The sequence below is a fragment of the Shewanella sp. SM20 genome, from assembly GCF_025654545.1.
GTDB classification, from domain to species: domain Bacteria; phylum Pseudomonadota; class Gammaproteobacteria; order Enterobacterales; family Shewanellaceae; genus Shewanella; species Shewanella oncorhynchi.
This window is the reverse complement of sequence record NZ_JAKKRK010000015.1, coordinates 1-14,762: the sequence shown is the minus strand read 5'-3', so window position 1 is coordinate 14,762 and position 14,762 is coordinate 1. Positions and strand designations below refer to the sequence as shown.

At 43.4% G+C, this 14,762-nt stretch carries 11 protein-coding genes and 1 pseudogene; 10 read left to right on the top strand and 2 right to left on the bottom strand.

The features are described from left to right. Positions 1 to 144: 144 nt before the first annotated feature. The 6 genes from L5M18_RS08215 (at position 145) to purF (ending at position 8,722) form a co-directional block, all read left to right on the top strand. On the top strand, positions 145 to 3,576 hold the full coding sequence (locus L5M18_RS08215) for a FimV/HubP family polar landmark protein (protein ID WP_263196522.1): 3,432 nt from the start codon (positions 145 to 147) through the stop codon (positions 3,574 to 3,576). 102 nt (positions 3,577 to 3,678) lie between these two features. Then, a complete protein-coding gene (gene truA / locus L5M18_RS08210) occupies positions 3,679 to 4,464 on the top strand; it encodes a tRNA pseudouridine(38-40) synthase TruA (protein WP_028761033.1) in 786 nt (261 codons plus the stop codon). Between the two features lie 44 nt (positions 4,465 to 4,508). Further along, a complete protein-coding gene (gene folC, locus L5M18_RS08205; protein WP_263196520.1) occupies positions 4,509 to 5,780 on the top strand; it encodes a bifunctional tetrahydrofolate synthase/dihydrofolate synthase in 1,272 nt (423 codons plus the stop codon). Then, positions 5,773 to 6,546 (top strand): SPOR domain-containing protein, encoded by a 774-nt coding sequence (locus L5M18_RS08200; RefSeq protein WP_263196519.1) that lies wholly within the window; start codon positions 5,773 to 5,775, stop codon positions 6,544 to 6,546. Before folC ends, L5M18_RS08200 begins: the two co-directional genes overlap by 8 nt. Positions 6,547 to 6,661: 115 nt before the next feature. Next, the gene (locus L5M18_RS08195) at positions 6,662 to 7,150 is read left to right on the top strand and encodes a CvpA family protein (RefSeq protein WP_028761030.1); all 489 of its coding nucleotides are present in this window, start codon (positions 6,662 to 6,664) and stop codon (positions 7,148 to 7,150) included. A 57-nt stretch (positions 7,151 to 7,207) separates the two neighbouring features. Continuing rightward, entirely contained in the window at positions 7,208 to 8,722 is a 1,515-nt protein-coding gene (purF, locus tag L5M18_RS08190; RefSeq protein ID WP_028761029.1) for an amidophosphoribosyltransferase, read from the top strand. Positions 8,723 to 8,848: 126 nt separating this feature from the next. On the opposite strand, the gene L5M18_RS08185 is transcribed toward purF, so the two are convergent. Both L5M18_RS08185 and L5M18_RS23425 read right to left on the bottom strand, forming a co-directional pair. Next, entirely contained in the window at positions 8,849 to 10,327 is a 1,479-nt protein-coding gene (locus L5M18_RS08185; protein ID WP_263196517.1) for an alanine/glycine:cation symporter family protein, read from the bottom strand. 267 nt (positions 10,328 to 10,594) lie between these two features. After that, positions 10,595 to 10,882: a hypothetical protein gene (locus L5M18_RS23425; RefSeq protein ID WP_028761027.1), complete on the bottom strand. Its 288-nt coding sequence runs from the start codon at positions 10,880 to 10,882 to the stop codon at positions 10,595 to 10,597. Positions 10,883 to 11,048: 166 nt separating this feature from the next. Between L5M18_RS23425 and L5M18_RS08175 the strand changes: the two are divergent. The 4 genes and pseudogenes from L5M18_RS08175 to L5M18_RS08160 all read left to right on the top strand — a co-directional run. Continuing rightward, a pseudogene (locus tag L5M18_RS08175) lies at positions 11,049 to 11,366 on the top strand (toprim domain-containing protein); the annotation flags it as partial. A gap of 74 nt (positions 11,367 to 11,440) precedes the next feature. Then, positions 11,441 to 12,769: a tyrosine-type recombinase/integrase gene (locus tag L5M18_RS08170; RefSeq protein ID WP_263196514.1), complete on the top strand. Its 1,329-nt coding sequence runs from the start codon at positions 11,441 to 11,443 to the stop codon at positions 12,767 to 12,769. Between the two features lie 3 nt (positions 12,770 to 12,772). Next, complete coding sequence (locus tag L5M18_RS08165; RefSeq protein WP_263196512.1) at positions 12,773 to 14,563, top strand: site-specific integrase; 1,791 nt, start codon at positions 12,773 to 12,775, stop codon at positions 14,561 to 14,563. Between the two features lie 27 nt (positions 14,564 to 14,590). Further along, positions 14,591 to 14,762, top strand: a 172-nt coding sequence (locus L5M18_RS08160) for a transposase (protein ID WP_263190459.1), incomplete at its 3' end; no start/stop codon positions are given.

Genomic DNA, 14,762 nt, shown 5'->3' with positions numbered 1-14,762 from the left:
CTGCTGTCAGCAGGCTTTTTTTGTTTTACAATTGTGAACAGTAGCAGGGCGGGGATTTCTGGTTTATAGTAATCTCAATAAATACAATTGCCTAAAGCCTGTTATCAGTGAGATAACTTTATAGCGCTTCAAAGGGAAGGATTGATGAAATTTCGCACTTCGTATCTTGTGGGTCTAATGGCCACTGTTTTAGCTGTTTCTTCTACCGCTTATTTTATTGATCCCGCCGTTGCTGCAGATACACCAAGATTAAAACCCTTAAAAATCATGGGGCCAGACGGACAGATCCGTCAAGTTAACCATCAATATGGTCCAACAACATCGAAAGACACTTTTTGGAGCATAGCGCAAAAAGTCCGTCCTGATGCCAGTGTTAGCGTCTATCAGGTGATGGCTGCCTTATACGATGCTAACCCTCATGCGTTTAACTCTGCCAGTTATAATAGTTTAGAACGCGGTATGATCCTGCTCATTCCGTCTAAAGAAGTCATGCTGTCGATCCCCAATCGTATGGCGATAGCCAGAGCAGAGCAAAGTGATAGACAATCTCGGGCTCCGGCGAAAGCAACGTCTAAACCGCCAGCTAAGGTGACGACAGCAAAAGCGCCAGTCACGGCTCCTGCGGTGATTGTTGAAACGAAAGTGACACCACCTAAAGCGGTTGTTGAAACACCGGTTCCTGAAAAGCCCAAGATGCTGAGTTCAGATGTGACGGCGCGGTTAGAAGCGGCAGAAAGCAAAAATCTGTCATTAACCGATGAATTAGCCCGCACTCAAGATCAACTGTCAGTGCGCACTTCAGATGTTGAAGCGCTAAAAGTTAAAGTTGAAGAATTAAATCAACGGATTGCTGTGCTGGAAGAAACACTTCAAGCCAGTAAACTACAAAACCAAGCCTTGAAAGCCGAAGTTGAAGCTGCGCAAGTGCCAGAGACGACAGCTGTTGAAACTGAAGTAGAGGCTGAGGCACCGATTGAGCCCGATGACTTGTGGCGCAATATCCTTAATAGTCCTGTGTTATTGATTGCCGCGGCTGTGATCCCTGCCTTGTTCTTACTGCTTGCTGTGTTCTGGTTCCTGCGCCGTAAACGCAATAAAGAACGTCGTGAAATGCAGACACAAGAAGCGGTTATGGCCGCCGGTGCCGCTGGGATTGCAGGTACCGCCATCATGGACATGGATGATGACGATTTAGACGATATGGCGGTACATTTAGATTCTGACCATGCGGACTCCATCGATAGTCTTCTTGATATGGGCAGTGTCGATTTACAACCTGAGCAAGATTTGACTGACTCCCACGATCAGATGGATATGGCTTCTGAAATGTTTGTCGATCCGGGGATCTCTACCGAACCAGAGGTTGAAGACGAAGGGCAATCTCTTGATGACCTGTGGGCCGAAGCCATGGGCGATCAGGAAGAGGATATTGTTGAGGAGAAACCTAAATCTGGCAATATTCTTGAGGAAGCCGATCTTGATGCACTATTAGCGGGCCTAGGTTCTGACGACAGCACTTCTGAAGACAGCACCGAAGCCGAAGAGGATTTAAGTGAATTAGAGCGTAACTTTGCGAGCGATTTAGCTCAAGAAGATGACAGTAATGATATTACTTCTAAGCTGAATGATGTTGAAGTCGCAGATACTAAACCTGCCGATGAAGCCATCGCGGATGACGATGATCTTGATGCATTACTTGCCGAGTTTAGCGTTCCTGCTGAAGATATTGAGACTGCACAAGCGCCAGAAGTTGTTGCGTCTGATGATGAAGATCTCAGTGCTGCCATCGCCGCAGAACTCGGTGATGAGCTAGATGATGAACTTAGCGGAGAAGACATTGATGATATCGATGCCTTATTAGCTGATTTCGATAAACCAACGCCAGCCGCTAAACCTGAAGTCGAGCCTGATCTTGGCGCTGAAATTGCTGCTGAACTAGATGCGGAGCTTAATGAACTGGGCGTAGAAGACACCGATGACATCGATGCCCTGTTAGCTGATTTCGATAAACCTGCAGAACCTGAAGTTGAACCTGATCTCGGCGCTGAAATTGCTGCAGAGCTAGACGCTGAGCTTAATGAACTGGGTGTAGAAGATACTGACGACATTGATGCCCTGTTAGCCGATTTCGATAAACCAGCAGAACCTGAAGTTGAACCCGACCTCGGCGCTGAAATTGCCGCAGAGTTAGACGCTGAGCTTGATGAGCTGGGTGTGGAAGATACCGACGATATTGATGCTCTGTTAGCGGATTTTGATAAACCGACGCCAGCGGCTGAACCTGAAGTCGAGCCCGATATTCGTGCTGAAATTGCCGCTGAGTTAGACGATGAGCTTAATGAATTAGGCGTAGAAGAATCCGATGATATTGATTCACTACTGGCGAGTTTTGATGCTGAGCCTGAACTCAAAGTCGATGCAGAAGATGATGATATCAGTGCAGAAATCGCCGCAGAATTAGAAGCTTCGTTACCGGAAGACATAAAAGCTGAAGCGTCAGGTGATGATGATTTAGATGCACTCTTAGCTGAGTTTGATGTGCCGGAGCAATTGGATGCCGATGAAGATGAATTCGACTTCGATATGGAAACGGCGCAGCTCGATTCAGCAGACAATTCAGTTGACGAGGATAATTTACTTAAAGGCATTGGTGCGGCTCACTCTATCGACGGCACCGATGATACTTTTACATTAGTCGAGGAATTGAGTGACGATAACGACGCTGATGTATTAGCGACGGCCGCAGTCACTTTGGCCGCTGCTGCAGCCGCGGCCAGTGTTAAAGAAAAAGAATCTTCTTTCTTTAATGATTTAAAAGCCAATAAGAGCAAAGATCCCCATGTGCTCGATTGGGACTCAGAGCTAGATTTTGCGTCTAAGGCTAAGCCTGCGGCAACGCAAGCAGATGTAACGGCTAATGATGTTGAGCCTAACAAAGATGCCACAGCGCTCGATTATGCTTCTCAAGAGAAGCCCATTAAGGCTACGCGTAATGATATTGATTTTAGTGAAGATTTTAAACTTGATATCAAAGAAGACGCGGATGATTTGGACCTTGAGCAAGGGCTCGACTTAAGTGACGATAACGTGCTCGCCGCTTTTACAGCCAATACAGATTATGACGATGAAGATGTGTTGACGTCGGAAGACAGTTTCTCTCTGGTCGATGATCATAATCTTACCGTCGATGAAGCCTTGGCTGCACTCGATGCCCAGGAGTCGCGAAAAGCGCAGAAAAAGTTTGTTCCTGACCATGATTTAACCAGTTTCCAAAATGAAAACGGTTTTATCGACATCGACAAGTTGCTGAATGATGCCGATGAAGAGGGCGCAGATACCGATTTGTATTCGGAAGTTGACGTTGAGATGAGTGATGTCGGTGCCTTAATCGGTGATGCCGCGATGATCGATGTTGATGATGAAGAAAACTCAGTCAACGCTAAGCTGGATTTAGCGCGTGCTTATATCGAAATTGACGACAGCGACAGTGCGAAAGCCCTGCTCAAAGAAGTGCAAATTGACGGTAACGAGCGCCAGCAAGATGAAGCTGGACGTTTGCTCAAAGAGATTAGTTAATCCCGGTTGAGAGTGTTTCAATCTAACGGCGCCTTCAGCGCCGTTTTTTTTATGGGCTGCTGTGATAAAATGCGCCGCTAAATCAATTGTGAGGATAAGTGGATGCGGATTGCATTAGGTATTGAATATGACGGTAATGGTTATTTTGGCTGGCAACGTCAGGCCGAAGTCGATTCAGTACAAGGGCAATTAGAACGGGCGTTATCGATAGTGGCCAATGAGCCTATCGGCGTCTTCTGCGCTGGTCGTACCGATGCGGGCGTGCATGCCACAGGCCAAGTGGTTCATTTTGAAACCAATGCCATTCGTAATGAAGGCGCATGGACCTTAGGGGTGAATGCTAATTTGCCCGACAATATTGCCGTACGTTGGGTCAAAGAAGTCGACGACAGTTTCCATGCGCGCTTTTCGGCCACCGCCAGACGCTACCGCTATGTGATTTATAATCACACTTTTCGGCCTGGGATTTTACGCCATGGTGTAAGCCATTATCACGGCAATATCGATGCTGACAAAATGCACCAAGCGGCACAGGCACTCTTGGGTGAGCAGGATTTTACCAGCTTTCGCGCTGTCCAGTGTCAGTCGAAAACACCGTTTCGTAATGTGCATTGCGTTAATGTCACGCGCCAAGGTATGTATGTGATTGTTGATATCGCCGCGAATGCTTTCTTGCATCACATGGTGCGCAATATTGTCGGTTCATTGTTAGAAATCGGTCTAGGTAATCAGCCACTGACTTGGATGGGCGATTTGCTCGCGTTAAAAGACAGAAACCAAGCCGCAGCAACGGCTAAACCCCATGGACTCTATTTAGTTGATGTGACTTATCCAGAACAATATCAATTACCTAAGCTCGCCCTTGGGCCATTATTCATGTTGGATTGAAAAGATCTTATTTGAGAGATAATCGAATACGAGGATATACGGACATGCTTACAGTACCAGCGTCAAATGCAGCATTGGAACAGTGGTTGGATTATTTGCTATCTATACATCCAATCGAAATCGATATGGGGTTAACCCGTGTCTCTAAGGTCGCGCAAACCCTTGGTCTTTTGGATTTAGGTCAAAGCAAGATAGTGACAGTGGCGGGGACGAACGGCAAAGGCACCACCTGCGCCATGCTCGAAAATATTCTGCGCTTATCGGGTTTGACTGTGGGCGTATACAGTTCGCCACACATGCTGAAGTACAACGAGCGAGTGCGTATCAATGGTAGCGATGTCAGTGATAGCGGTTTTGTTACGGCATTTGAGCAAATTGAAGCCGCGCGCGGCGATATTTCTCTGACCTTTTTTGAGTACGCTACGCTTGCAGGCTTGATACTCTTTAAAACCGCTCAGCTTGATGTGGTTATCTTAGAAGTCGGTTTAGGTGGACGGTTAGATGCCACCAATATTATCGATGCCGACATTAGCGTACTGACGTCGGTCGATTTAGACCATGAAAGTTATCTCGGTAATACCCGTGAGCTTGTGGGCCGTGAAAAGGCGGGCATTTTCCGCCGTGGTAAACCTGCCATTGTAGGTGAACCCAACTTGCCACACACTGTCAATGATGTCGCCAATGAGGTTGGCGCCATCTTGTATCGCGTCGGTAACGAATTCAGTTATCAAGCCCATGGCAATCTGTGGGATTTTCAAGGTCAAGTGCTCAAACTGCACGATTTAGCGTTACCAACTTTGCCATTACCTAATGCGGCGACTGTATTGGCAGTGATTGAACAGGGCTGGCCGGATATCACGCCTTCAATTATTGCTGAGGGTATTAGCACGGCTCGGTTAACGGGTCGATTAGAGCGGGTGAGTGAGCAGCCGTTAGTGTTACTCGATGTTGCCCATAATCCCCATGCGGCGCGTTTTTTGGTACAACAGTTAGCGCCAATCGTTGTGGGTAAGCGCGTGTTCGCCCTTTGCGGCATGTTGAAGGATAAAGATATCGCAGGTGTGTTGCCTGTGATCAACCCTCTGATTGACACTTGGTATTTGGTCAGTCTGCACGGTGAGCGTGGCGCGAGTTCGGCCATGCTACGCAAAACATTAGCCACTGAGGCTGCTGCATTTGAGTTTGAGGACATATCTGAGGCTTGGTCTGCATTAAAAGCGCAAATTAACCCAGATGATGTGGTAATTGTGTTTGGCTCCTTTTACACTGTGGCAGGTTTTAAGTCTCAATTTATGCAGGAAGTCAGTTTTGTCTAGCCAGTTTCATAATCGTTTAGTCGGCACTGTGGTGCTGGTTGCGCTTGGGGTAATTTTTTTGCCGGATATTTTGGATGGCAAAAAAGATCGCCAAGAAGAGCAGTTTTCCGAAATTCCTTTGCGCCCGACCGTGATTGAGCAGCAAAAAGCCGACGATGATATGTTTGAAGTCTTGTCGGCCGAGGATGCTGCCGCGCTGAATGGGACTGAGGTCGCCTTAGCCGAAATGCCAGTTAATGCTGACAATGAAAAGTCTGCCGTTGCGCCAGTAATCGAAGTCGCAAAGCAAGATGTTAAGAAAGACGTTAAGCCTGATGTTAAAAAAGCAGAGCCTAAGCCTGAAACGAAACCTGAAGCTAAAAAAGAGCCGCCTAAAGCCACTGTAAAAACTGAGCCGGCTAAAAAAGCGGACGCTAAAGCGACTACTGTGGCTAAGGCTGAAAAGCCTAAAGCAGAAACGCCCAAAGCCAGTGCAGCCAAAGAGGATGCCGTTAAAGTGGTCAGCCGTGACAGTTTGAAAAGTGGCTTTACCTTGCAGCTTGGCAGTTTTAACAACGCAACGAATGTTAAAGCTTTGGTTGCACAGCTGCGTAAGAGTGGTTTTAAAGCGTACACTATTCCTGAAAACCCTAAAGATGGCGTATTAACTAAAGTGTTTGTCGGACCCGATGTGTCTGAGGTAAAGCTGAAGAAAGTACAAGTTGAGGTGGAAAACCTTACACGTCTCAAGGGCTGGATTGTTCCTTTTAATCCCTTAGAATCTTAATGGTGATACAACACACGAGACTGAAAATGATTTATTTACCTCACTAGGGGTGAGAATCGTTTCAGTCTCTGGTAGAATCGCGCCGTCTTAAAGCCCATGTCGGAAAGCCATCTCAATGGTTTGGATTGATTACGCTATCATATTCGTCATCGGATTATCGACTCTCATCAGTCTGATCCGTGGATTTGCCAAAGAAGCCATGTCCTTAGTGGTATGGTTTGCGGCTTTCTTTGTTGCCAGCCAATTTTACCAAGATCTTGCCGTTCACTTAACACAAATGAACGATGAGATGCTGCGTAATGGCGTTTCTATTGCCATCCTCTTTATTACCACTTTGGTACTCGGTGCCTTAGTTAACTATATTCTCGGACAACTTGTTGTCAAAACCGGATTATCTGGCACTGACAGGCTTTTGGGCTTGTGCTTCGGTGCTATTCGAGGCGCGCTTATTGTGAGCGCCTTGTTGTTTTTCATGGATGCTTTTACAGGCTCTCCCAACTCCCAATGGTGGAAAGATTCTGTGCTAGTACCCGAATTTGGCGTTGTTATTCAATGGTTTTTTGACTATTTGGAAAATACCTCCAGCTTTGTACCCAAACTATAAGAAAGAAAATAAAATAATCCTAAGTGATAGAACATCTTACAATGAGGAAGCTTACCCATGTGTGGTATCGTCGGAATAGTTGGCCAATCATCGGTTAATCAGACCATTTATGATGCACTGACAGTGTTGCAGCACAGAGGTCAGGATGCGGCAGGTATTGTGACCATTGATCGTGGTGCTTTCAGACTACGTAAAGCCAATGGTTTGGTTAAAGACGTTTTTGAAGTCAAACATATGCAACGCCTACAAGGTAATGCTGGTATTGGCCATGTGCGTTATCCAACTGCGGGCAGTTCAAGCGCATCTGAAGCGCAGCCTTTCTATGTTAACTCGCCATTTGGGATCTCATTAGCCCATAACGGTAACTTAACCAACACAGTCGAATTAGCCGAAGGGCTGATCAAAAAACGTCGCCACGTGAACACCACTTCGGATTCTGAAGTCTTGTTAAACCTGCTCGCCGACGAACTGCAAAAAACCACGAGTTTGACCCTGACGTCGGAAGAAGTGTTCGATGCGGTCGCTAACGTACACCAACAAGCTCGTGGCGCCTACGCGGTAGTTGCCATGATTATTGGTCAAGGCTTAGTCGCGTTCCGTGACCCATTTGGTATTCGTCCTTTGGTATTAGGTAAGCACGAAACTGCCACTGGCACTGAATACATGGTGGCTTCTGAAAGCGTGGCACTCGATGCAGTTGGCTTTGAAGTGATGCGTGATGTAGCACCGGGTGAAGCGATTTATGTTTCAATTGACGGTCAGCTGTATACCCGTCAATGTGCAGCCGAGCCTAGCTATGCACCTTGTATCTTCGAATTTGTTTATTTTGCCCGTCCAGATTCGACGATCGACAAAGTGTCTGTGTATGCAAGTCGCGTCAACATGGGCGCTAAGCTTGGCGAGAAGATTAAGAAGGAATGGTACGATCACGATATCGACGTGGTTATTCCTATTCCTGAAACCTCTTGCGATATCGCGTTGGAAATTGCCCGTTGCATGGACTTACCGTACCGCCAAGGTTTTGTGAAAAACCGTTATATTGGCCGTACCTTCATCATGCCTGGTCAACAGGAGCGCAAGAAGTCAGTGCGTCGTAAGTTGAATGCCATTAACACTGAGTTCAAAGGCAAAAATGTCTTGTTGGTGGACGACTCTATCGTTCGCGGTACGACCTCTGAGCAAATCATCGAAATGGCCCGTGAAGCAGGTGCCAAGAAAGTGTACTTTGCCTCTGCCGCGCCAGAAATTCGTTTCCCGAACGTGTACGGTATTGACATGCCAACGTCGAATGAGCTTATTGCACACGGTCGTGATGCCGATGAAATCGCCAAGTTAATTGGTGCTGATGGCATTATTTTCCAAGACTTACCCGATTTAATTGAAGCGGTAAGAATGGAGAATCCTGCGATTAAACGTTTCGAAACGTCCGTATTTGATGGTCACTACATCACGAACGACGTTGACCAAGCGTATTTAGATCACTTGACGCAACTGCGTAATGACGATGCTAAAGCCGATCGAAATAAAGATATCGGTACTAACTTAGAGCTGCATAACGTCTGTCACCCATAAGGATTGTGGGTAATTCAGTATCGTAAATTTTGTGTTATTTTTGTTCTAAACGATACAAAAAAGCCAGTGAGAAATCACTGGCTTTTTAATGGCTTATATTTGCTTAACGGATCATCGTGGTAACGTCTACGTATTTATGCGTTGTGTTGTTTCAGTCATTACATTTTCTTCAGCGTGTTTGCGTTCAACCCAGTAATCCGCATTTTTAATCCCCAGTTTTACCGGGTCAAAAAGTGGCTCTATGCCGAGTACTTGCTGTGATTCATAATCTTTTAGGCAAGTGAATGCGGTTTTCCTTAATAGAATAATGGCAATAATATTGAGCCATGCCATGAGTCCAACACCAATGTCACCCATTCCCCAAGCCATATCAGCCGTTTTAACTGTGCCGTATACGGTTGAGCCAATGATCACTATTTTGAGAACGACCATGAACCAAGGATGATTTACTTTACGGTTAATATAGGCAATGTTGGTCTCGGCAATGTAGTAATAAGCCACTATGGTCGTAAAGGCGAAGAAGAACAGTGCGATAGCCACAAAGATATTGCCAAATCCTGGCATCATACTTTCCATTGCCGTTTGTACGTAGCCTGGTCCTGCAGCGACTCCGGCAATGCCTGTATAGAGCGCCGCACCGTCTGGGCCCTGAACATTATACAGTCCTGTAATGAGCAGCATGAAACCAGTTGCAGAGCAAACGAATAAGGTGTCGATATACACAGAAAAAGCTTGAACTAACCCTTGTTTGGCTGGATGGCTTACCGCCGCTGCAGATGAGGCATGTGGCGCTGTACCTTGACCCGCTTCGTTGGAGTAAATACCCCGCTTTACCCCCCACATGATGGCTAAGCCTAAAATGGCACCAAAACCCGCATCAAAGCCAAAGGCACTTTTGATAATTAACCATAAAATACCCGGTAGCTGGCCAATATTTAGCGCTATGATGACACAAGCCACTATGATGTAACCCAGTGCCATAAAGGGGACGACGGCACTGGCAAAGTGAGCGATACGTTTTACACCGCCAAAAATGATAAAACCAAGAAGCATGGCCAGTATGGCTGCCGTCACATTAGGATCTATGTTGAAAGCGGTTTTTAAACTTGAACCTATCGAGTTAGCTTGTACGCCTGGCAGCAGGATCCCGCAAGCAAATATGGTCGCAATTGCAAATACCCATGCATACCATTTCATGCCTAAGCCTTTTTCAATATAAAAAGCAGGCCCACCACGATACTCGCCATTGATTTTTTCTTTATAGACTTGACCTAAGGTAGATTCAACGAAGGCGGAGCTGGCACCGAGAAAGGCAACCATCCACATCCAAAATAAAGCGCCAGGACCACCAAAGGTGATTGCTGTGGCAACCCCTGCAATGTTACCTGTACCGACTCGGCCCGCTAATGTCATCGCGAGTGCTTGAAAAGACGACACTCCCGCATCAGTACTCTTACCATCAAACATCAGGCGGATCATTTCTGGCAGATGGCGCAGCTGTAAAAATCGAGTGCGAAGGGAGAAATAGAGCCCGACACCTAGGCAAAGAAAAATAAGTGCAGGGCTCCAAATTACACTATTGATCGCGTTGACAATCTCATTCATAGACTCCGATTCCTTTATTGTGTTGTTTTAGCAGAGTTTTTAGGTTTACGGTTATTCAACAGATGTTGAGTTAGGACATTCACTTTTGATTAAGACATTTTTTGTAAATATCCAAGATACTCAACATAACTATTTTTTAGGGAGCTTCATAGTTAAAGTGTTAAATATTTGAAACCAATGTGTTTTGAAATTGAGTTTTAGCATGGATAAATAGAGCAGAGGGGCGAGTTAACTCGAAATACGGTAGTGATTTATTATGAATGTCAGTTATCCCATTACCCAAAGTAGCATCCATACGCCGAATAAGCTGCTTAAGCTATGGCGCGTGATTTGGTGGCTGAGTAATAGAGATAAACTCACAGCAATAGGAATGACGAGAATGAATCCCCATGCTAACGGCATATCGATGATTTTCATTTGTCCCAGCCAGGTACTGGTGAGCATGCTTATTGCGAGTAACATTAAGCTATGGAATATCAATAACTGATTGAATCTTAATATTAATGCTGGAGTTATTGTCATAGCCTGTCGCGCATTTATTGCAAACTGTCTCATAGTCACCCCTTAGTTATTTAGTGTATCTTATGCATTGTTGAGAATCATTCGCAATTGAATTTACACTTAAGATTTTACATTTAAGCTCGGTTTACTACAGAAATTTGCACTCAACTGGCGTTTGGGCTAAATTATACTGTAATTATATCCAGTGCTTGGTGTTTGTATGATTCTCTATATCGCAGAAAAACCTAGCCTAGGGCGGGCCATTGCCGATGTATTGCCTAAACCCCATAAAAAAGGCGATGGATTTATCGAAGCCGCCAATGGCGATTGTGTGTCTTGGTGCGTTGGTCACTTGCTCGAGCAAGCAGAACCTGATGCCTATAATCCCGAATTTAAGTCTTGGAAATTCGAGCATTTGCCAATAGTGCCAGACAAGTGGCAACTAAAACCTAAGGCCGCAACCCGCAGCCAACTTACAGTGCTTAAACGATTAGTCAAACAAGCCAACACCTTGGTTAATGCGGGCGATCCCGACCGCGTACTGTTACGATTTTTAAGTGAAGAATCATTGTTACACTAAATTACCGTAAAAGTATGAATTATGGATAGGCTATGAATTATATTATATGGACGGTGCCAAGCTTAAAAGTTGACCAGAGCTTATCTAAAGTTGTTGATTCAAGTACTGGTGAAATCAGCTTTAATTTTGAAGGTTCTGGCAATGAAGTACTAAGCACCCCTCTGTTATATCAAGACAATGGAACTCCAGTTGTTGTCGTAAACAATTGGCTTATTTTCTTAAAATCCTCTCGCTATCGGAAACAAGTGCATACTCAAGCACAGGCATTATTGCACTATTTTATTTTCCTTGATGCAACTGGGCTCGAGTGGAATGAAATGCCAATAACCCCAAGAAATAAACCCACGTATCAATTCAGCAAATACCTAAGAGAGGCTGTTCGAGATGGCTCACTAGCTAGAACTACTGCGAATAACTACTTAGGTTCAGTAGTGAATTTATATAAGTATTACTTAATGAAAGGATACGATTTCAAGAATAAGCCATTTAATTATGAAACGATTAAAGTAAAAGTGGATGGTGGGCATGAATATATGCGTGATAAGTATATTTTTGCAAATACCACAGATATCAGACTAAATTTACCTAAAGACGCAAGTCATAGTGGTATATCAAGAGAGTTGGTTCCTTTGAGTGATTTTGAATGGGGCTTAGTGGATGATATATGCCGTATTGAGGGAAAAGCTCAGTCCAATACAGCTAATGGTTTTGTAACTGTTAGCATATCTCTAGAATTTAAGCTTGCTGTTGCATTAGCTAGATATACTGGAGTAAGAAGAGAAGAGCTCACTACTTTTAGGTCTAAAGTAATATATAAACCGACAACTGAGCAGCTCAAAAGAACATACCTAGTTCATACTGATGGCATACATATCTCTCCCCAACAGGGTTTCGAGACTAAAGGCTCTGGTAGCCGAACTATTGAGATACCTTCAGAATTGATGCTGTTACTACATCAGTACATAAACTCTAGTCGATATATTAAACGCAGAAAGCTATTTGAGATCAATAATCCTACAGAATCAGATAATCCCCCCTTACTTATTTCGCAGAACGGTCATCATTATGCATCTAGAACATTTAACGCCAGATGGGGAGAAGTCAGAAATTCAGTAAGGATTAAACATCCCATGTTTAATCATAAATTTCATAATCTACGCTCAACTTATGCTGTAAGTCGATTAAGGGAACTCTTAAATAAGGGGATTAAGGAAGGGAATGCGCTTGATTACATTCAGTCTGTTATGGGGCATAAATCGAGAAGTACGCTTTTGCATTATTTAAAGTTCTGCCACCAAGAAGTTGGGGCAAATGAGCTTTATGAGAAAACTTTAGATTTTGTTTTAAAAGAAGAGGAATAGACTTTGGCCTTTATCGGAAATCAAAAACGTAAATCTATTAACCTTCAAAAAAATACAGAGCTTGATGTACTTGAAGTTCCTTTAGAACTGATGATGTTAAAAGATGATAGCCATACAGCTCATTTTAAAAGATTAGGATTTAAAGGCTGCCCTAAAGTTAAAATCAGATCTAAAGGAAAACAGTTCAATTTAGAGGGTGATCAACCTTTACAGGATATGAATCGGTGGGTAGTGGTTAAAGAACTGTATTTTATAATGGTTAAGCTTGAGAGGCGTCCAAGAACTAAGATTAATATTTTTAATGCCATGGTGTCACTTATTCAACATTGTGATGAACATGATATAAAAGACTTTTATTCTAAATCTGCAATCCGTAGTTACATATCAAAGTTAAAGGATAGATACTTGCTAGGAGTGAAGGGTAAAACTCTTATGCAGATTCAGAGTTCAATTAAAGTGATTCTTTTTGAGGTCAGCCCATCATTACTTGATGAATTAAAAGCTGATTTTTTAGCTATTCCAGATGATACTTCACCTAGTTGCCCTTATTCTGATGATGAATTAAAAGCCATAGTTTTAAGTTTATATAAAATTTTCAATGCATATAATAAATGTGTACTGTTAGGCACGGTCCCACAAGTGCATCCTCTATATAAGGAAGGTACTTTAGACCAAAATAATAACTTTAATAAGTACACTGAAAGTTCGTGGAAGAAAAAGCTATATTCAAAAAATAGTAATGATACATGGCGTAATGAGCTAATTAAAGTTGCTTTCTTTTTGACCAGCTTTTACACTGGTGCAAATGAAACAGCATTATTGAATTTGAAAGCATCAGATATTTCACTGCAAACTTTTAATAAAATTTCTAGTGGTAGTTATATTTTGAAAGTAAGAAAAGCAAGACAAGGTGGAAAAAAGCAATTTATTGAGATAGGTTTTAGTAAAAGAGCGAAAGAATTTTTCGAAACTTGGCTAATACTTAGAAAAGTAATTTTAAAAGGAGAGGTTGAGTTCATTTTTCCTAGAATTGTTAAAAACAAGATTGCTAAGTCAGTACCATCAGGAATGGCAGGAACACTGAATAACACTTTTAAATTGCTTGGACTTCCATTGTTAAGCACACAAAGATTTAGAAAAACTAAAGCTCTTTTGATCATGAGAGCTACAGAGAGCATATTTGCAGTAGCAGAAGGGTTAAACAATGGCGTTGAAACTGTGTCTAAGCATTACGCTGATGGTGTACCTGAAACGATGGAGTTTTCGCTTGCTGGTGCCCTTGATGTTAGGCAGCGTACACTTAAAGGAGAGTCATTAAGCAAAGCTATAACCGAGAGTTCTTATCATTTTTCAGATCCTGTACGAGTACATTTTTATAAACAAAATCTAATCGCTGTGCCAAGTATTGTATCAAATGGACTTCGTTGTAAAGACTCGTTTGGTGATAAAGCTAAACAGCTTAAAAGTTCATTAGTAAAAGCTGGTCTAGCTAAACAAAAAAACACAGTTGCTTGTCACAAATTTCTAGAATGTTTTAGTTGTCCTCATCATGCAGTGATAGCTGAGGTTGATGATATTTGGTTGATGCTTTCATTTCGTGATGTGATTTTAGATGTATCTTGTCAACCTTCAATTAATACTATGCCAACAAATACCTTAACTAAGATTGTTCATTCGCTAGAGTCTATTCTAGAAAGATTGAGGCAAGAGTTTTTAATTGAGTATAAACATGCTGAGGCTAAGTACCCCCTGTGTCAGGATTGTTGTCACCCCTTAAAATCATCCAATAATTAAATAAAGGGGGCGGTCAATGAGAGCTCAATGGAACGATATTCACCTGAACGTAAAGACGCTGTCTTAAAGAAATTATTACCTCCCCACAATATGACGGTCACGGAAGTGGCTCGCAGTGAGGGGATCTCCTACCAAACCCTGTATCATTGGCGAGATAAAGCCAAAAAAGAGGGTCGCCCTGTGCCAGGTAAAACATTAA

Excerpts from the sequence above, each read along its gene's own strand:
- L5M18_RS08215 (WP_263196522.1), top strand. The coding sequence starts at position 145 with ATGAAATTTCGCACTTCGTATCTTGTGGGTCTAATGGCCACTGTTTTA.
- L5M18_RS08195 (WP_028761030.1), top strand. The coding sequence starts at position 6,662 with ATGGTTTGGATTGATTACGCTATCATATTCGTCATCGGATTATCGACT.
- truA (WP_028761033.1), top strand. The coding sequence starts at position 3,679 with ATGCGGATTGCATTAGGTATTGAATATGACGGTAATGGTTATTTTGGC.
- L5M18_RS08170 (WP_263196514.1), top strand. The coding sequence starts at position 11,441 with ATGAATTATATTATATGGACGGTGCCAAGCTTAAAAGTTGACCAGAGC.
- L5M18_RS23425 (WP_028761027.1), bottom strand. The coding sequence starts at position 10,882 with ATGAGACAGTTTGCAATAAATGCGCGACAGGCTATGACAATAACTCCA.
- purF (WP_028761029.1), top strand. The coding sequence starts at position 7,208 with ATGTGTGGTATCGTCGGAATAGTTGGCCAATCATCGGTTAATCAGACC.
- folC (WP_263196520.1), top strand. The coding sequence starts at position 4,509 with ATGCTTACAGTACCAGCGTCAAATGCAGCATTGGAACAGTGGTTGGAT.
- L5M18_RS08185 (WP_263196517.1), bottom strand. The coding sequence starts at position 10,327 with ATGAATGAGATTGTCAACGCGATCAATAGTGTAATTTGGAGCCCTGCA.